We start from the raw sequence: 17,270 nt of genomic DNA, 5'->3' as shown, positions 1-17,270 counted from the left end.
CGTCCGCCGGAACCGTGCCGCCCGCCCGTACGTTGTCGCGATGGAGGCACGTGTGCGTCACGCGCGTCCGCACGGCGAGTGCAATCGGATGACCCGGGTGGGGTTCGCGGTAATCTTGTGATCATCCGGTGAGCAGCCGGAACGCCGGCGCACCCGAGCTCGACCCGAGCTGGAACGGCTCGACCGGAACTGGAAAGGACTGGCCCGTAGCGGCTGAACCTGTATGAATCGCAAGACAGTGTTTCGCAACCTGGCGATTGTCGCCGGCATCCTGCTGATCATCTACGCGTTCAGCTACTTCGCCAACGACACCCGCGGATACACGACGGTCGACACCTCGGTCGCTATCGCGCAGCTCGACGCGAAGAACGTGACCGATGCGCAGATCGACGACCGCGAGCAGCAGATCCGGTTGACCCTCAAGCAGGGCAATGACGCGACCGAGAACGCGACGCAGATCCTCGCGAAGTACCCGAGTGCGGCGTCCGAGCAGATCTTCACCGAGGTCCAGGAAGCCGGACTCGAGAAGTACAACACCAAGGTGAGCACCCAGAGCTGGCTCACCCAGATCCTGCTGTTCGTGCTGCCGATGGTCATCCTCCTCGGTCTGTTCGTCTTCGTGATGGGCCGCATGCAGGGCGGAGGGCGTGGCGGGGTCATGGGCTTCGGCAAGTCGAAGGCCAAGCAGCTCTCGAAGGACATGCCGAAGACGACATTCGCTGACGTCGCAGGCGCCGACGAGGCCGTCGAAGAGCTCTACGAGATCAAGGACTTCCTGCAGAACCCGTCGCGCTACCAGGCGCTGGGCGCGAAGATCCCGAAGGGTGTGCTGCTGTACGGCCCGCCCGGCACCGGCAAGACCCTGCTCGCCCGCGCGGTCGCCGGCGAGGCCGGGGTTCCGTTCTTCACGATTTCCGGTTCCGACTTCGTGGAGATGTTCGTCGGTGTCGGCGCCTCCCGCGTTCGAGACCTGTTCGAGCAGGCCAAGCAGAACAGCCCGTGCATCATCTTCGTCGACGAGATCGACGCGGTCGGCCGCCAGCGTGGCGCCGGACTGGGCGGCGGCCACGACGAACGCGAGCAGACCCTCAACCAGCTGCTCGTCGAGATGGACGGCTTCGGCGACCGCCAGGGCATCATCCTGATCGCCGCGACGAACCGCCCTGACATCCTCGACCCGGCGCTGCTCCGTCCGGGCCGCTTCGACCGCCAGATCCCGGTCACCAACCCGGACCTCGCCGGTCGCCGCGCCATCCTGCGGGTGCACTCGCAGGGCAAGCCGCTCGACCAGCACGCGGACCTCGAGGGCCTCGCCAAGCGGACCGTCGGCATGTCCGGCGCGGACCTGGCAAACGTCATCAACGAAGCCGCCCTGCTCACCGCCCGCGAGAACGGTGCCGTCATCACCGAGGCCGCGCTCGAGGAGTCCGTGGACCGCGTAATCGGCGGCCCCCGGCGCAAGAGCCGCATCATCAGCGAGCACGAGAAGAAGATCACCGCGTACCACGAGGGTGGGCACACCCTCGCCGCGTGGGCGATGCCGGACATCGAGCCGATCTACAAGGTCACCATCCTGGCCCGCGGTCGCACCGGCGGCCACGCCATGACGGTGCCGGAGGACGACAAGGGCCTGATGACCCGCTCGGAGATGATCGCCCGCCTGGTCATGGCGATGGGCGGCCGCGCCGCCGAGGAACTGGTGTTCCACGAGCCGACCACCGGCGCGTCATCGGACATCGACCAGGCGACGAAGATCGCCCGCGCGATGGTCACCGAATACGGCATGAGCGCGAAGCTCGGCGCCGTCAGATACGGGCAGGAGGGCGGAGACCCGTTCCTCGGCCGGTCGATGGGCCAGCAGTCCGACTACTCGCACGAGGTCGCCCGGGAGATCGACGAAGAGGTTCGCAACCTCATCGAGGCCGCGCACACCGAGGCCTGGTCGATCCTCAACGAGTACCGCGACGTCCTCGACGTCCTGGCAGGGGAGTTGCTCGAGCACGAGACGCTGACCCGCAAGGACCTGGAGAAGATCTTCACGAGCGTCGAGAAGCGGCCGCGGATCACCGCGTTCAACGACTTCGGCGGTCGCACCCCGTCGGAGAAGCCGCCGATCAAGACGCCGAAGGAACTCGCGATCGAGCGCGGGGAGCCGTTGCCGGAGGAGCCCTCCCGGATCCCGACGTACGCGAGCCGCGCCACCGGCCCCCAGCCGGTCCAGCAGCCGGCTGCGCCGCAGCCCGTCCCGCAGCAGCCCGCTCCTCCGCAGCCGCAGAACGGTTACCAGGTCCCGCCCGCCGGGTACCCGACGTATCCGCCGCAGCAACAGCAGCCGCAGGGGTCGGTCCCCGACTACGGCGCCCCGGCCGGATGGTCGGCACCGGGTTGGCCTCCGCGTGGCGACGCCCAGCACGCACGTCCCGCGACGAGTCCGTACCCGGAGCAGGAGAATCCGTACGCCGGATACCCGCAGTGGAACCCGCCGCCGCAGCCGTCGCACCCTCCGACCGAGGACAAGGACGGGCAGACGCAGCGTTGGGACGGGCCGAACGGGCAGCAGTAAGGCCCCGCTAGTGTTTGACGAGACTCGCCACGGGCGGGTTCGCCGACGGTTCGAGAATGTGGGAGGTGCGGTACAGGTGTCGGTTCATCAACTCGGTGGCGCTGGAACAGGTGAGGCGGACGAGGTGCTGCAGTCGCTCGAATCGGGCCGGGCCTTCGACCAACCGCGCGCGGAGGCCGCTGTTCGCGAGCTGCTGATCGCTGTCGGCGAGGACCCGGACCGACCCGGCCTCCTCGACACCCCCGCCCGGGTGGCCCGTGCCTACCGCGAGGTGTTCGCCGGCCTGTACACGGATCCCGACAGCGTCCTCGACACCACCTTCGACGAGGGCCATCAGGAGCTCGTCCTGGTTCGGGACATCCCCATGTACTCGACCTGCGAGCATCACCTCGTGTCGTTCCACGGTGTCGCGCACGTCGGCTACATCCCCGGCCCGACCGGCCGGGTCACCGGCCTGTCGAAGCTTGCGCGCGTCGTCGACCTCTATGCGAAGCGTCCGCAGGTGCAGGAACGGCTCACCAGCCAGATCGCCGACGCACTGGTCCGCAAGCTCGATCCGCGCGGCGTCATCGTCGTGGTCGAGGCCGAGCACCTGTGCATGGCCATGCGGGGCATCCGCAAGCCCGGCGCAAGCACGACGACCTCCGCGGTCCGAGGACTGTTCCAGACGAGCGCCGCCTCGCGAGCCGAGGCCCTGGATCTCATCGTTCGCAGGTGACCGTGCTCCCGACACCCGGCCGATGTGTGGTGATGGGTGTCCTCAACGTCACCAGTGATTCCTTCTCCGACGGCGGCCGCTATCTCGACCGGGACGCGGCCATCGCCCACGGCCTGGAGCTCCGCCGGCTCGGCGTCGACATCATCGACGTCGGCGGCGAGTCGACCCGTCCCGGCGCGCAGCGGGTGGACCCCGCCGTCGAGGCGCAGCGCGTCGCGCCGGTCATCGCCGACCTCGTGGCCGAGGGAATCCCGGTCAGTGTCGACACCATGCGGGCGTCGGTGGCGGAGGCCGCGATCGAGGCCGGGGTGGACGTCGTCAACGACGTGTCCGGCGGCCGAGCGGACCCGGCGATGGCGTCGGTCGTCGCGGATTCCGGCCTGCCGTGGATCCTGATGCACTGGCGTTCGGCCGGTGAGTACGTCCATGCGGGCGGCGTGCTGCACTACGGAGACGTGGTCGCCGACGTCTGCGCCGAGCTGACGCAGTCGGTCGACGCCGCGGTCGCGTCGGGGGTCGACCCGTCGCAGCTGATCCTCGATCCCGGGCTGGGTTTCGCGAAGACCGCGGAGCACAACTGGGCGTTGCTCGGTGCGCTGCCCGACGTCCGTGCGCTCGGCTTCCCCGTGTTGATCGGCGCGTCCCGCAAGAGGTTCCTTGGCACCCTGCTCCGTGACGACGACGGTGACCGCGCGCCCGACGGCCGCGAGATCGCGACCGCTGTGGTGTCCGGGTTCGCCGCCCGCGGAGGGGCGTGGGGTGTGCGCGTTCACGACGTCCGAGGTTCACGGGACGCGATCGCCGTCGAACAGGCATGGCGTCTGGCAGAGGAGGGCCGCGGTGTCTGACCGGATCGAGCTGCGCGGACTGCGGGTGCGCGGTCATCACGGTGTCTTCGACCACGAGAAACGGGACGGGCAGGACTTCTTGATCGACGTCACCGTGTGGCTGGACCTCGCCGCCGCGGCGTCGTCCGACGACCTCGCCGACACCCTGGACTACGGCGCGCTCGCGCAGACCGCGGCCGACATCGTCGCCGGCCCGCCGCGGGACCTGATCGAAACGGTGGCCGCCGAGATCGCGGACGCCGTTCTCGCCGACGTTCGCGTTCGCGAGGTCGAGGTCACCGTCCACAAGCCCTCGGCTCCGATCCCGCTGACGTTCGGCGACGTCGCGGTCGTGGCGCATCGGTCCAGGACGGGGTCCTGATGAGCCGGGTCGTCCTGTCGATCGGATCGAATCTCGGTGACCCTCTGGCGAATCTGCAGTCCGTCCTCGACGGGCTCGGTGGACGGCTGGTGGCGGTGTCGAGCGTGTACGCGACGGCGCCCTGGGGTGGTGTCGAACAGCAGGACTTCCTCAACGCGACGCTGATCGCGCAGGACGACGACCTGGACTGCCGCGGCTGGCTGCGTCTCGGGCAGGAGCTCGAACGGCGCGCCGACCGCGTGCGGGACGTGCGATGGGGACCGCGGAGTCTCGACGTCGACGTCGTCGACTGTGACGGCGTCGTCAGCGCGGACCCGGAGCTGACCCTCCCGCACCCGCGGGCACACGAGCGGGCGTTCGTGTTGGTGCCGTGGCTGGAGATCGACCCGGACGCGACGCTCACCGTCGACGGGACCGAGGCCGTTGCTGCCGATCTCCTCCGATCGCTCGATCGGTCCGAGGTGGCGGGAGTGCGCCGCACCGACCTGGCGCTGGTGGTGCCGTGATGAAGCCGACGCGGGGTCGTGACCTGGTGGCGCTCGCCGCATTCGCGGCCGTCGTCACCTGGATCCTGGTCCGCTCGTTCTACGGGTCACTGCCTCCGGTGTCCGTGTTCGCCGGTGCGTCGCTGTACCCGGTGGCCGTGATCGAGGTGATCCTCGCATTCGTGGTCCGTGCCCGCGTCGACGAGCATCGCATCGGCACCGACCGGCACCAGTTGCACCCCATCACGGCTGCGCGAGCCGTGGCGTTGGCGAAGGCGTCGTCGCTGGTGGGTGCGGCGAGCGCGGGTGTTTGGTTCGGCCTGCTCGTGTACCTCCTGCCCGAGCGGTCCTCGGTGGACGCGGCCGCACAGGACACCGCGGGAACGCTCGTCGGATTGATCGGCGGCATCCTCCTGGTCGCTGCCGCGATGTGGCTGGAGCATTGCTGCAAGACTCCCGACGAGCCGCCGGACGAGCCCGCCGTGTAGCCGGACCCGGCCGGACACCGCCGCTGCGGCCTCCCGGAGTCCCGGCCGGTGGCGGCTATCCTGGGCTTCATGACGTTTTCTGGTCGCGCGGGTTCGATTCGGAGGAACAGGCGCAGCGCGAGCCAGGTCATCGTGGCTGGCCTCATCGTGTTGGCGGTCGTCGCCAGCTTGTTCCTGATCTTCGGCGACAGCGTGCAGATCCTGCGGATCGGTCTGGTCGCGGCTCTCTGGGCTGCTGTCGTCGGCGCCATCGCGATGACGAAGTACCGGCGCGAGTCCGCTGCGGACAAGGCGAAGATCCGGGACCTGCAGACGGTGTACGAGCTGCAGCTCGAACGTGAGGTCACCGCCCGCCGTGAGTACGAGGCCGGGGTCGAGGCGAGGGTGCGCAGCGAGGTGAGCCTCGAGGCCGGGGAGATTTCGGCGTTGCGGGCCGAGCTCGCGGCGTTGCGGGGAAGCCTCGAAGTGCTGTTCGAGGGCAGGCTCCCGGAGGACCGCGTCGCCCTCGAATCCGATGCTGCGCGCCGCGGTGAACTGGGACCAGGCCGCTCCGCCCGCCCCGGAGGTTCGCCCGGCACCGCGTCGTTCGCCCCGAATCCCGCGTACGCGGACCCCCGATCCGGACCGACGTTCGCCTCACCGGACGACGAACCGGTGACGGCCGAGGTGTACGTCGTGCCCGAGGACGGCGAGGGTGAGGCCCCCACTTCCGAGCCCGACGACACCGGGCCCGTGCCCGTCGGAGCCTCCGGCGCCGCGACCTGGCGTGGCCCCGATGCACCGGCCGCGACCAGGGCGGATGCGCCGGAGGTGCCAGGGCCGACCTCCGGTTTCGGCGTGCCGTCGCAGGCGCAGTGGGTTGTCGGTGCCGACGAGACCGCGGTCCCCGACGAGCCGGCCCCCGAGGAACCCGCGGAGGGGGAGTCGGCGCTGCAGGAGGAGTCGGCGTCGACCTCCCGGCGCGCGCGACGACGCGCCGCCGAGGCCGACGACGAGGACGGCGCACACGCCACCGGGCTCACGGTCGCCGAGATCCTGGCGAACATGAAGGCCGAGGAAGGCGACGGGGACGGCCCGCGACAGGGTCGCCGTCGCCGTGAGTGAGCCGTAGATCACTGTTTCGACCATGGCGGCGCGCTGGAGCGGCCGACTATCCTCGCTGTGAACGTCCGGTACCCGCGATGCGGGACTGGAACGAACTGAGAGGAACAACGGTGACCTCATCCGAGATCACTCGAGGTGGGTCCTTTTCGGACCCGGCGCCCGCACGGCTGACGGTGGGAATCGTCTCGGCGGGACGCGTCGGCACCGCGCTCGGTGCGGCACTCGAACGAGTCGGCCACCTCGTCGTGGCGTGCTCCGCCGTTTCCGAGGCATCGGTACGACGTGCCGAGCAGCGCCTTCCCGACACGCAGATCCTGCCCGCCGTCGACGTCGCGTCACGGTGTGAGCTCCTGATCCTTGCGGTACCCGATTCCGAGCTCGCGGACCTGGTCCGCGGACTCGCCGCGACCGCCGCGTTCCGCCCCGGAACCATCGTCGTCCACACATCCGGTGCGAACGGCATCGCCGTCCTGGAACCGCTGACCGCGCTCGGCGCCGTTCCGCTGGCCATCCACCCCGCGATGACGTTCACCGGGCACGATGAGGACGTCAGCAGGCTCGCGTCCAGCTGCTTCGGCGTCACCGCGGACGACGAGGTCGGCTACGCGATCGCGCAGTCGCTGGTGCTCGAGATCGGTGGCGAACCCGTCCGGGTGCGCGAGGAGGTGCGTCCGCTGTACCACGCGGCGCTCGCCCACGGCAGCAATCACCTCGTCACCCTCGTGACGGACGCCGTCGCCGCGTTGCGGGTCGCACTGTCCGGCGACGAACTGTTCGGCCAGCAGGCCGTGGACGCCGCACCCGGCGGGGTGGCCGAGCGGGTGCTGGCGCCGCTGCTGTCCGCCGCACTGGACAACGCGTTGCGCCGCGGCCCCGCCGCGCTGACCGGACCCGTCGCTCGCGGCGACCGCGCCGCCGTCGCCACCCATCTGCGGGTTCTCGGCGAGGTCGACCCACAACTTGCCGCCGGCTACCGCGCGCTGTCGCTGCGGTCGGCGCAGATCGCCGGAGCAGACCCGGCGCTGATCGAGATCCTGGAGGACCAATCGTGAACGGCTACACGCGCGGTGGGCTGACTGTGCACCACGAACCCGCGGAGTTGACCCGGGTCACGCGGGCCCTGCGCGGCGTCGGGCGGCAGGTGGCGCTGGTCCCCACGATGGGCGCGCTGCACGCCGGGCACATCGAACTGGTGCGCCAGGCGAAGCTGCGCGGAGCGGTCGTCGTTGTCTCCGTCTTCGTCAATCCGCTCCAGTTCGCGGCGGGTGAGGATCTCGACGCGTACCCGCGGACGCTGGACGCCGACATCGAGCTGCTGCGCGGCGAGGGCGTGGAACTCGTGTTCGCTCCCTCCGCATCGGCGATGTACCCGAACGGTCCGCGCACCACGGTGCAGCCCGGACCGCTCGGGGCGGAGCTCGAGGGCGGCAGTCGCCCGACCCATTTCGCCGGGATGCTCACGGTGGTCGCGAAGCTGCTGCAGATCGTCGCGCCGAACACCGCGTACTTCGGTGAGAAGGACTACCAGCAGCTGACACTGATCCGGCAGATGGTCCGCGACCTGAACTTCGATGTCGAGATCCGGGGCGTTCCGACCGTCCGAGAGCAGGACGGTCTCGCGTTGTCCTCCCGTAACCGCTATCTCGACGAGGCTCAGCGGACCGCGGCCGCAACGATTTCCGCGGCTCTCGTCGCGGGGGCCCATGCCGCGGCTGGTGGGCCCGAGGCGATTCTCGCGACCGCCCGCGAGGTGCTCGCCACCACTCCTGAGATCGTCGTCGACTACCTCGAGGTCCGCGGCGTCGATCTCGGTCCGGCCCCGGAACGGGGTGACGGGCGCCTGCTGGTCGCGGTCCGGGTGGGATCCACCCGGCTCATCGACAACGTCGGTGTCGCCGTCGGCACCGGATTCCTCGAGCGGGACGAGGATCCCGTTTCCTCCACCTCCGTCTCCGACGATCAGATCGTCCGCTAGAACCGTAAGGGGCAGTAAATGTTTCGCACGATGATGAAGTCCAAGATCCACCGCGCCACCGTGACCCACGCCGACCTGCACTACGTCGGTTCGGTCACCGTCGACCAGGACCTGATGGACGCCGCCGACCTCCTCGAGGGCGAGCAGGTGTGCATCGTGGACATCGACAACGGCGCCCGTCTCGAGACCTATGTCATCGCAGGGGAGCGGGGCACCGGTGTGATCGGGATCAACGGTGCCGCAGCGCATCTCGTCAATCCCGGTGACCTCGTCATCCTCATCGCCTACGGCGTGATGAACGAGCAGGAATGCCGCGACTACAACCCGCGCGTGGTGTTCGTCGACGCGGAGAACAAGCAGGTCGAGCTCGGCTCCGATCCGGCGCACGCGCCGGAGGGCTCCGGGCTGATCACCCCCCGGATGCTGAGCACCCTCGAGAACACCTCGGCGCTGGTGTAACAGTGCTGCTTGCGGTCGACGTCCGCAACACCACCATCTCGCTCGGGGTGTTCACCGGAACAGGGGACAACGCTCGGCTGGAACAGGATTGGCGCATGCGCACCGATCCGCGGATGACTGCCGACGAGCTGGCTCTGCTGCTGCGCGGGCTGCTCGGATCGCGCGTCGACACGATCACCGGGGTGTCGGCGCTGTCGACGGTGCCGTCCGTACTGCGTGAGCTCCGCGTCATGCTGGGCCGGTACTGGGGGCACGTCCCGCACGTGGTCGTCGAGCCCGGGGTGCGCACCGGGGTTCCGCTGCTGGTCGACAACCCCAAGGAGGTCGGCGCCGACCGGATCGTGAACAGCCTTGCCGCGCACCATCTGTACGGCGGCCCCTGCATCGTCGTCGATTTCGGGGTGGCGACGTGCGTCGATGTCGTGTCGGCGAAGGGTGAGTTCCTCGGGGGTGCCATCGCGCCCGGTCTGGAGACGTCCACCGATGCGCTCGCGTCCCACTCGGCCGCGCTGCGCCAGTTCGAATTGGTGCGGCCGCGTGCCGTCGTCGGCAAGAACAGTGTCGAGTGCATGCAGTCCGGGGCGGTCTTCGGATTCGCCGGTCTCGTCGACGGATTGGTCCGCCGGGTGCGGGCCGAACTGCCCGCGTTCGCCGGCACGGACGTCACGGTTCTCGCCACGGGTGACAGTGCCCCGCTGGTGATGCCGGAGTCCGAGACCATCGCGCACATCGAGAGTCACCTGGCGCTGGAGGGGTTGCGCATCGTGTACGAGCGCAACCAGGCCCGACGGGCCGCCAAACGCCCCCCCGTGGTGTGAGCCCGTCCGCCGGACCCTTTGCCGATCGACGATTCTGTGTCACACTGGTCGGCGTGATTGCACGCATGGTTGCTAAGGAGTGTTGTCGAGGCTGACTCAGCCTCGACCAGTTCGAGGCGCTCTCATTGCCCTCGAACCCATCTCCTGGAGCCGTTTCCATGCTTTCCACACCTGTCATTTCCGGGTCCCGTCCCGCCCGCCCCACGGTGTCCCCGACCCGCCTGCGGCCCGCCGACCTGCTGCGCATCACCGATCAGGGCGCACAGGACGTCCTCGACGGCCGATTCGACCACCTCGTCCCGGGGTTCGGTGACTGGCCGACCGCCGAGCGCTGGTCCTCGCGGCTGCACGCCGACGACGACGTCGACGTCTGGCTGATCAGCTGGGTGCCCGGCGAGTCCACCGAACTGCACGACCACGCGGGTTCCCTCGGCGCGCTCACCGTCCTCAGTGGAACCCTCGCCGAATACCGCTGGGGTGGAAGCGAACTGAAGTTCCGGACGCTGACGGCGGGCGACCAGGCGTCGTTCCCGCTCGGCTGGGTGCACGACGTCGTGCAGGCTCCGGACACGACCGCGGGTCCCGGGGAGCCGACGCTCAGCGTGCACGCCTACTCGCCGCCACTCACCGCGATGTCGTACTACGAGGTCACCGACCAGGGCAGCCTGCGCCGCACCCGCACCACCTTGACCGATCTTCCCGAAGGGCTCTCGGCATGACCATCGACGAAATGCTCGACGACGCCCGTTCCCGCATCGACCGCATGTACGTCTTCGAGGTCGCGGACGCCGTCCGCCGCGGCGCCGTCTTCGTCGACATCCGGCCGCAGGCGCAGCGCGAACGCGAGGGCACGCTGCCCGGTGCGCTGGCCATCGAACGGAACGTCCTCGAATGGCGCGTGGATCCGACCAGCAGCGCGCACCTCGCGCTCGCCGTCGACCACGACGTGGAGTGGGTGATCGTCTGCTCCGAGGGCTACACGTCGAGCCTCGCGGCGGCGTCCCTGCGTCAGCTCGGCCTGCACCGCGCGACCGATCTGGTCGGCGGATACCAGGCACTGCGGGCGGCCGGACTGCTCGGCGCCCTGATCGGGCAGCAGCACTGCACCCGGGAACTGGCGACCGTTTCCGCGCACTGAAGGGGCATGTCTCCCACTCCTCTTGTCGGCGCCCCTGCCGCTCAATCCCCGACCGGCTGCGTTGTCGTCGGCGCCGATACAACCCCGGTATCGGCTTCTCCTCCGCGCAGGAGCGGAGCCCGCGGAGCGACTCCTTGGGCTTGCCGGACGACGATGATTCGGCAGGGGCATCCGAGAAGGAGTGGGAGACACGCCCTCGGTTCAGATTCCGTTCACCACGTGTACGGGAGAACGGTCAGTTCGTCCGGTTAAGGTCTCGCGTACCACCCCCGCGGTGCTGCGCTGACGTGTCCTGCCCGGCGCGTGCTCCGCCGACCATTGCAGGAGACCGATCCATGCGTCTGACCGGACGTGTTCGCCGGAGCCACCGTCCCGCCCTCGTCGCAGTCGCGGCGCTGACCGTGGTGGGAGGTCTACTCGCACCCACGGGCATCGCCTCCGCACAGGCCCCGGCCGACCCGCTGAGCGTGATCGAGTCGGCGATCGGCATGCCGGCCGACGGATTCGGGCTCGACCAGCTTGCCCGGATCTACCCGTCGGACACGCCTGCCCGCGGCACGTACATCGCCATGATGGACGGCTTCAACCAGCTGCGTGCCGAACGGCCCGACGTGATCGCGAAGAATCTGCAGACCGTCGTCGACATCAACAACTCGGCCGACGCGCACACCACCTCGCGGGCGATCTTCGACAACTACGAGAACCGGGAGATCTCGCTCGCGGACTCGCTCGGCAGCAACCTGGGCGCAGCCTTTCTGGACGCGTACGAGGGCGGCCGCCTTCCGAAGGTGAAGGCGCTGATCGGCGGCTACCTCTCGCGATCGGGCGGTCTGGTCAACTCGTCGCTGATCGAGAAGGAGGTCTTCGACAACCCGCGTCCGTTCGTCGTCGACCCGGCCCGCATCGTCCGGCACGACGACGAGCGCGGCACCGTCTACTCCTCTGTCGAGTCGAGCGGCTCCTACCCGTCGGGGCACACGTCGGGTGCGTACCTGACGGCTTCTCTGCTCGCGACCATGGTTCCCGAGCTGGCGCCGCAGATCCTGACCCGCGCATCCGAGGTCGGCAACAGCCGGATCGTGCTCGGCGTGCACTACCCGCTCGACGTGATCAGCGGCCGCATGCTCGGCACCGCCGCCGCCGCGGACCGGCTCGCCGACCCGGAGTTCGTGCGCCTGGTCGACGAGGCCGGAGACGAACTGCGCACCGTCCTCGAACGCGAGACCGGCCGGCCGCTGGCCGACGTGATCGCCGACGACACCGCCTACCTCACGACCGGCGAGGCCACCCGCGTCTACCGGGAGCGGATGACCTACGGCTTCGACCGCGTCGGTGCGTCGGGCGTGCCGATCGAGGTGCCTGCGGAGGCCGCGGCCCTGCTGCGTGGCGTCTTCCCCGACCTGACCGACGCACAGCGTCTGCAGGTGCTCGAGCAGACCGCGCTGGATTCCGGGTACCCGCTGGACAAGACGGGACCGCAGGGCGGCTGGCAGCGCATCGACCTGGCCGCCGCGTCGGCGGCCGAGGTGACCGTCCGGGCCGACGGCTCGGTCGCCGTGTCGTGAGGCCACCCCGGTCCTGCGGTCAAACCCGCCGCGCGGCCCACCAGCTGCACGGCGGGGGCAGCCCTATAGTCTTGTAGCCCGTGAGTGATGCACCCGCCCAGCCAGTAGACGACACCCCCGAGCAGTTGCGCATCCGCCGGGAGAAGCGTGAGCGGATCCTGGCCGAGGGGCTCGAGGCGTACCCCGTGTCGGTGCCCCGGACTCACTCGCTCGCCGAGGTCCGTGCCGCGCACCCCGACCTCGAACCCGACACCGCGACCGGGCAGCAGGTCGGCGTCGCCGGACGCGTCATGTTCGTCCGCAACACCGGCAAGTTGTGCTTCGCGACGCTGCAGGAGGGTGACGGCACCCAGCTGCAGGCCATGCTGTCCCTCGCGAACGTCGGCGAGGACGCGCTGGCCGCGTGGAAGTCCGACGTCGATCTCGGCGACTTCGTGTTCGTGCACGGCGAGGTGATCAGTTCCCGCCGCGGCGAGCTGTCCGTGATGGCCGACTCCTGGCAGCTGGCAGCGAAGTCGCTGCGTCCGCTGCCCGTCGCGCACAAGGAGATGAACGAGGAGTCGCGGGTCCGGCAGCGGTACGTCGACCTGATCGTGCGCCCCGAGGCCCGTGAGATGGCCCGCAAGCGGGTCGCCGTGGTCCGGGAGCTGCGCAACGCGCTCGAGCGCCGTGGCTTCCTCGAGGTCGAGACCCCGATGCTGCAGACCGTCGCGGGTGGCGCCGCGGCCCGTCCGTTCGTCACGCACTCGAACGCCCTCGACATCGACCTCTACCTGCGCATCGCACCCGAGCTGTTCCTCAAGCGCTGTGTCGTCGGCGGCATCGACAAGGTCTTCGAGATCAACCGCAACTTCCGCAACGAGGGCATCGACTCGACGCACTCGCCGGAGTTCGCGATGCTCGAAACCTACGAGGCGTACGGCACGTACGACGATTCCGCGACGATGATCCGGGAACTGATCCAGGAGGTCGCGCAGAACGCGCTCGGAACGCAGGTCGTCACGCTGGCCGACGGCACCGAGTACGACCTCTCGGGCGAGTGGAAGACGATGGAGATGTACCCGTCGCTGTCTGCGGCCATCGGGGTGGAGGTGACGCCGGAGACCACCGTCGACGAGCTGCTCGCGCTGGCGAACCGGGTGGGCCTCGAGGTCCCGAAGGACAAGGGCTACGGGCACGGCAAGCTCGTCGAGGAGCTGTGGGAGCACCAGTGCGGCGACCAGCTGCACGAGCCGGTGTTCGTCCGGAACTTCCCCGTCGAGACCTCCCCGCTGACCAGGCAGCATCGTTCGCTGCCCGGCGTCACCGAGAAGTGGGACCTCTACGTCCGCGGCTTCGAGCTGGCCACCGGCTACTCGGAGCTCGTCGACCCGGTGATCCAGCGGGACCGGTTCGTCGACCAGGCGCGTCTCGCGGCCGCCGGAGACGACGAGGCGATGGTCCTCGACGAGGAGTTCCTCGCGGCGATGGAGCACGGCATGCCTCCGACGACCGGCACAGGCATGGGTATCGACCGCCTGCTGATGGCGCTGACCGGATTGGGTATCCGCGAAACCATCCTGTTCCCGATTGTGCGTCCTTCCACTCGCTGATCGAATAAGTCGAATTTCTCAGAATTCTCGCCATTCGGGATTGTTCCGCCGGGGGTAGACTCGCCGAAACCGGTACTCCCGGTTTCGAAGAAATGGTGTGTTCAATTCGAAGGGAACTCGACTCATGGCGAAGAAGGTCACGGTCACCCTGATCGACGACGTGGATCAGGAGTCGCCGGCCGACGAAACCGTCGAATTCGCGCTGGACGGCGTGACCTACGAGATCGACCTGTCCTCCGAGAATGCCGAAAAGCTGCGCGACCAGCTCGCGGTGTGGGTGGCCCACGCTCGCCGCGGCACCGGCCGGCGTCGCGGGAAAGCTGCTCCGGCAGCCGGTAAGGGCAGGGCTGCGGTCGATCGGGAGCAGAGCGCCGCGATCCGCGAGTGGGCGCGTCGCAATGGCCATCCGGTGTCGGCTCGCGGTCGTATCTCGGCAGAAATTGCGGAACTCTACAACAAAGCAAACTGATCTGCCCGATTTTCGTTCGTTTCGCCTGTTCGCGTAGGACTGCGCTGTTAGCCTGCGCGAACAGGCGGCAACGATCCGAAAAAGGGGGGGGCGTGGTGCGCGTTCGAAATGTGGCTGCGGCATTGCTGGGGGTGGCGGCGCTATTCGCCGGATCGGGGAGTGCCGGTGCGGACCCGCTTCCCGTTCCTTATCGGTTTCTCGCCGGAGTCGTCCCGGAACTGACCAATCCCGGCGGCTCGATTCCCGGTACCAACGACTGGAACTGCACGCCGACATCCGAACATCCGAATCCGGTCGTCCTCGTGCACGGCACCGCGGGAAATCGTCAGACGAACTGGGCGACGTACGGCCCGCTGCTGGCGAACGAGGGCTACTGCGTCTTCTCCCTCACCTACGGGGCGCACGACGAGCTGCCCTGGCCGATCAGCGCGATCGGCGGAATGAAGCCGATCGAGGAGAGCGCGGCGCAGCTCGGCGTCTTCGTCGACCGGGTGCTCGCCGCGACCGGCGCGCAGAAGGTCGATGTCGTCGGCCATTCCCAGGGCACCCTCATGCCTACCTACTGGGTGAAGTTCCTCGGCGGAGCGGACAAGGTCGACAAGTACGTCTCCCTGGCCCCGCTGTGGCACGGAACGGGCGCGATCGAACTCGACGCGAACCTGTCGGCGTTCCGGACCGCCGGTCTCGACGTGGCCGGTCCGGCGATGGCCCCCCTGTGCGGTGCCTGCGGTCAGATGGTGGCCGGCTCTCGAACCCTCGCCGACCTGCGGGCAGGCGGCGTCTATGAACCGGGCATCACCTACACGAACATCATGACCCGGTACGACGAGATCGTGATCCCGTACAGCAGCGGCTACGAAGAGGGTCCGAACGTCGCGAACATCGTCGTGCAGGACCACTGCGCCAGCGACTTCGGCGACCACCTCTCGATCGCCGGTGAACCGGTCGCGGCCGGATTCGTGCTCAATGCACTCGATCCGGGGCATCCGCGGCCGGTGCCGTGCGTGTTCGTGCCGCCCGTCGTCGGCTGACGATCACCCGAAGGTCAGGACCTGCGCGACGGGCCGACGGGGCGTGCTGTTCAACGGCGCCGGGTGCGTCGCGGTCCCGACCCGCAGCAGAAGCTGAGGCACGCCGGTTCCCGGTGCCAGGGCACGGATCCTGTCGCGGCTGGCCTCGATGTCCGTCAGGTGGGTGAGCGGGCAGGTCGCGAGCCGCTGCACCGTCGCTTCGAGGGACACGCGCGACAACGCCTGGCCGCAGCGAATCCAGTCCGTGGGGGAGTCGCCCGGGCTGCTGAGCAGCAGCACCGTCGATTCGTCCACCGGCCCGGCGTCCGTGGGAGTGGTCGTGTGGGGAGTCGGGAACGCCCGGCCCACAGGCACCCGGTCACGTTCGCTGCGGGATGCGAGCGCGGTTTCGGGGATGCCCTCGGATTCGAACTGGTGGCCCGCCCACCAGTGCAGTTCGGCCTGGTAGGAGGCGTCGTAGCGGCGCACGGCCGAGCTCGCCTCGGTGGCCGCGGCCAGCGCGGGCCGGGCGTCCTCGCCCAGCACCGTCACGGTCGCATCCGCGGCCCCGGCGGTCCGTAGCAGCTCCGGCAGCAGGGGGTTGCTGGACAGCGGCCGGAAGGCCGTGCGGTCGGTGCGGCGGCGGCGGATCGCCGCGAGCAGGTCGAAGTCGTGGGACTGCGGACGGGCGTCGTGGCTGAAACCGATCGACGCGACCAGCCGGGGCGCCCCGGGATCGGGGAGCAGTTCGATCCTGGTGCGCCAGCGCAGCGACGTCATCGCGACCGTCAGATGGTCCAGCGCTGCGCCACAACTGATGAACAGCTGCCGCCCGCGTGGGTCCGCCGACGCCAGCAGTCGGTCGGAGTCGGCGAACAGGTCCAGGCGGCCGGCGTAGTAGCGCCAGCGCCACGGCTGACTGTTGTGGACGGACGGTGCCCGGCAGGCCAGGTCCACCGCGGTGCGTACGACATCGGTGTCGGGAATGAGCGCGTCCATGGCGTGGTCCTCACTGTGCGTCCTTGAGAACCAGTGTCGACCTGCCCGAATCCGGCCACTAGGGCCGATGGTCCCGACTTCGGTGTCGGTTCAGCACTACGACTGAGCGAGTCGGGTGAGGACCGCCTCCATCGTGGTGACGGAGTTCTTGCACCAGGTGTCGACAGGGTCGACCGAGTCGACCTTGTCCGGGACCGGATAGATTCGGAACGCGACTCCCCGGTCACTATCGGACTTTGCCGTCGCCATACAGAAGTCCGGATTGCCCGCGAAGCTGACGTCGTATCCTGCGATTCGCATGTCGGTTCCGTCGAACGTGGGGGCCTCGCCGACTAGGATGCCCACCACCGATTTGGGCGCGTCGGCTGGAGGGATCCAGTCACAATTGACCCTCGCCTTGTCAGAGTCGAAGGTGAACGTTGCCGATGCTGGCCCTGTGCCGAGTGCCTCTTCGGCCTCGGCGCCGGTGAGGAGGGAGCACGGGTCGACGCCGACCTGGGCGGCGAGGGCATCGGTGGGCATCGGCGTGGGTGTCGCCGCGGTCAAGGGCTCGGACGATGCCGCGGATGACGTTGTGGATTCCGTTGCAGTGTCCGCGTCAGACCTGCTGCAGGCGGGCGTCGTGGCGATCGCGAGGGCGCACAGGGCGAGAGCGGCGGAGCGATTGAGGTTCACTGT

Annotated in this window: 19 protein-coding genes; 17 read left to right on the top strand and 2 right to left on the bottom strand. The window is 69.1% G+C overall.

Going from position 1 to position 17,270, the window contains the following annotated elements; genetic code table 11:
• Positions 1–223: 223 nt before the first annotated feature.
• The 17 genes from ftsH to ACFSJG_RS26525 all read left to right on the top strand — a co-directional run bounded on the left by ftsH (position 224) and on the right by ACFSJG_RS26525 (position 15,614).
• The gene (ftsH, locus tag ACFSJG_RS26605; protein WP_378488252.1) at positions 224–2,563 is read left to right on the top strand and encodes an ATP-dependent zinc metalloprotease FtsH; all 2,340 of its coding nucleotides are present in this window, start codon (positions 224–226) and stop codon (positions 2,561–2,563) included.
• 76 nt (positions 2,564–2,639) lie between these two features.
• Positions 2,640–3,281, top strand: a complete 642-nt coding sequence (gene folE, locus ACFSJG_RS26600; protein WP_378488251.1) for a GTP cyclohydrolase I FolE — start codon at positions 2,640–2,642, stop codon at positions 3,279–3,281.
• 32 nt (positions 3,282–3,313) lie between these two features.
• Positions 3,314–4,129 carry a dihydropteroate synthase gene (gene folP, locus ACFSJG_RS26595; RefSeq protein WP_378488355.1) on the top strand — a complete coding sequence of 272 codons (816 nt, stop codon included), beginning with the start codon at positions 3,314–3,316 and terminating at the stop codon, positions 4,127–4,129.
• A complete protein-coding gene (gene folB / locus ACFSJG_RS26590; RefSeq protein WP_378488250.1) occupies positions 4,122–4,490 on the top strand; it encodes a dihydroneopterin aldolase in 369 nt (122 codons plus the stop codon). Before folP ends, folB begins: the two co-directional genes overlap by 8 nt.
• Positions 4,490–4,996 carry a 2-amino-4-hydroxy-6-hydroxymethyldihydropteridine diphosphokinase gene (folK, locus tag ACFSJG_RS26585; RefSeq protein ID WP_378488249.1) on the top strand — a complete coding sequence of 169 codons (507 nt, stop codon included), beginning with the start codon at positions 4,490–4,492 and terminating at the stop codon, positions 4,994–4,996. The genes folB and folK overlap by 1 nt, the downstream gene beginning before the upstream one ends.
• Entirely contained in the window at positions 4,996–5,463 is a 468-nt protein-coding gene (locus tag ACFSJG_RS26580) for a DUF3180 domain-containing protein (protein ID WP_378488248.1), read from the top strand. Before folK ends, ACFSJG_RS26580 begins: the two co-directional genes overlap by 1 nt.
• Before the next feature lie 132 nt (positions 5,464–5,595).
• On the top strand, positions 5,596–6,567 hold the full coding sequence (locus ACFSJG_RS26575) for a DUF6779 domain-containing protein (protein ID WP_378488247.1): 972 nt from the start codon (positions 5,596–5,598) through the stop codon (positions 6,565–6,567).
• A gap of 110 nt (positions 6,568–6,677) precedes the next feature.
• Positions 6,678–7,619, top strand: a complete 942-nt coding sequence (locus ACFSJG_RS26570; protein ID WP_378488246.1) for a Rossmann-like and DUF2520 domain-containing protein — start codon at positions 6,678–6,680, stop codon at positions 7,617–7,619.
• Positions 7,616–8,542, top strand: a complete 927-nt coding sequence (gene panC, locus ACFSJG_RS26565) for a pantoate--beta-alanine ligase (RefSeq protein ID WP_378488245.1) — start codon at positions 7,616–7,618, stop codon at positions 8,540–8,542. The genes ACFSJG_RS26570 and panC overlap by 4 nt, the downstream gene beginning before the upstream one ends.
• 18 nt (positions 8,543–8,560) lie before the next feature.
• Positions 8,561–9,001: an aspartate 1-decarboxylase gene (gene panD / locus ACFSJG_RS26560; RefSeq protein WP_378488244.1), complete on the top strand. Its 441-nt coding sequence runs from the start codon at positions 8,561–8,563 to the stop codon at positions 8,999–9,001.
• Between the two features lie 2 nt (positions 9,002–9,003).
• A complete protein-coding gene (locus ACFSJG_RS26555; RefSeq protein ID WP_378488243.1) occupies positions 9,004–9,819 on the top strand; it encodes a type III pantothenate kinase in 816 nt (271 codons plus the stop codon).
• A 158-nt stretch (positions 9,820–9,977) separates the two neighbouring features.
• Positions 9,978–10,538 (top strand): cysteine dioxygenase, encoded by a 561-nt coding sequence (locus tag ACFSJG_RS26550; RefSeq protein ID WP_378488242.1) that lies wholly within the window; start codon positions 9,978–9,980, stop codon positions 10,536–10,538.
• Entirely contained in the window at positions 10,535–10,957 is a 423-nt protein-coding gene (locus ACFSJG_RS26545; protein WP_007528497.1) for a rhodanese-like domain-containing protein, read from the top strand. The genes ACFSJG_RS26550 and ACFSJG_RS26545 overlap by 4 nt, the downstream gene beginning before the upstream one ends.
• A 335-nt stretch (positions 10,958–11,292) precedes the next feature.
• Entirely contained in the window at positions 11,293–12,522 is a 1,230-nt protein-coding gene (locus ACFSJG_RS26540) for an acid phosphatase (protein WP_378488241.1), read from the top strand.
• A gap of 80 nt (positions 12,523–12,602) precedes the next feature.
• Positions 12,603–14,114 (top strand): lysine--tRNA ligase, encoded by a 1,512-nt coding sequence (gene lysS / locus ACFSJG_RS26535; protein WP_378488240.1) that lies wholly within the window; start codon positions 12,603–12,605, stop codon positions 14,112–14,114.
• Positions 14,115–14,238: 124 nt separating this feature from the next.
• Complete coding sequence (locus tag ACFSJG_RS26530) at positions 14,239–14,583, top strand: histone-like nucleoid-structuring protein Lsr2 (RefSeq protein WP_378488239.1); 345 nt, start codon at positions 14,239–14,241, stop codon at positions 14,581–14,583.
• Between the two features lie 92 nt (positions 14,584–14,675).
• Complete coding sequence (locus ACFSJG_RS26525; protein WP_378488238.1) at positions 14,676–15,614, top strand: esterase/lipase family protein; 939 nt, start codon at positions 14,676–14,678, stop codon at positions 15,612–15,614.
• A gap of 3 nt (positions 15,615–15,617) precedes the next feature.
• Here the strand turns inward: ACFSJG_RS26525 and ACFSJG_RS26520 are convergent, their stop codons facing one another.
• Both ACFSJG_RS26520 and ACFSJG_RS26515 read right to left on the bottom strand, forming a co-directional pair.
• Positions 15,618–16,592, bottom strand: a complete 975-nt coding sequence (locus tag ACFSJG_RS26520; protein ID WP_378488237.1) for an Acg family FMN-binding oxidoreductase — start codon at positions 16,590–16,592, stop codon at positions 15,618–15,620.
• Positions 16,593–16,688: 96 nt separating this feature from the next.
• A complete protein-coding gene (locus ACFSJG_RS26515) occupies positions 16,689–17,267 on the bottom strand; it encodes a DUF3558 family protein (protein WP_378488236.1) in 579 nt (192 codons plus the stop codon).
• Positions 17,268–17,270 lie beyond the last annotated feature (3 nt).

Source organism: Rhodococcus gannanensis, from assembly GCF_042681175.1.
GTDB lineage: Bacteria > Actinomycetota > Actinomycetes > Mycobacteriales > Mycobacteriaceae > Rhodococcus_G > Rhodococcus_G gannanensis.
The sequence above is the reverse complement of the archived record's forward strand: the minus strand, read 5'-3'. Positions and strand labels throughout refer to the sequence as shown.

Coding starts and splice junctions, on each gene's coding strand:
- ftsH (WP_378488252.1), top strand. CDS start 224: ATGAATCGCAAGACAGTGTTTCGCAACCTGGCGATTGTCGCCGGCATC.
- folP (WP_378488355.1), top strand. CDS start 3,314: ATGGGTGTCCTCAACGTCACCAGTGATTCCTTCTCCGACGGCGGCCGC.
- folK (WP_378488249.1), top strand. CDS start 4,490: ATGAGCCGGGTCGTCCTGTCGATCGGATCGAATCTCGGTGACCCTCTG.
- ACFSJG_RS26580 (WP_378488248.1), top strand. CDS start 4,996: ATGAAGCCGACGCGGGGTCGTGACCTGGTGGCGCTCGCCGCATTCGCG.
- panD (WP_378488244.1), top strand. CDS start 8,561: ATGTTTCGCACGATGATGAAGTCCAAGATCCACCGCGCCACCGTGACC.
- ACFSJG_RS26550 (WP_378488242.1), top strand. CDS start 9,978: ATGCTTTCCACACCTGTCATTTCCGGGTCCCGTCCCGCCCGCCCCACG.
- ACFSJG_RS26545 (WP_007528497.1), top strand. CDS start 10,535: ATGACCATCGACGAAATGCTCGACGACGCCCGTTCCCGCATCGACCGC.
- ACFSJG_RS26540 (WP_378488241.1), top strand. CDS start 11,293: ATGCGTCTGACCGGACGTGTTCGCCGGAGCCACCGTCCCGCCCTCGTC.
- ACFSJG_RS26530 (WP_378488239.1), top strand. CDS start 14,239: ATGGCGAAGAAGGTCACGGTCACCCTGATCGACGACGTGGATCAGGAG.
- ACFSJG_RS26520 (WP_378488237.1), bottom strand. CDS start 16,592: ATGGACGCGCTCATTCCCGACACCGATGTCGTACGCACCGCGGTGGAC.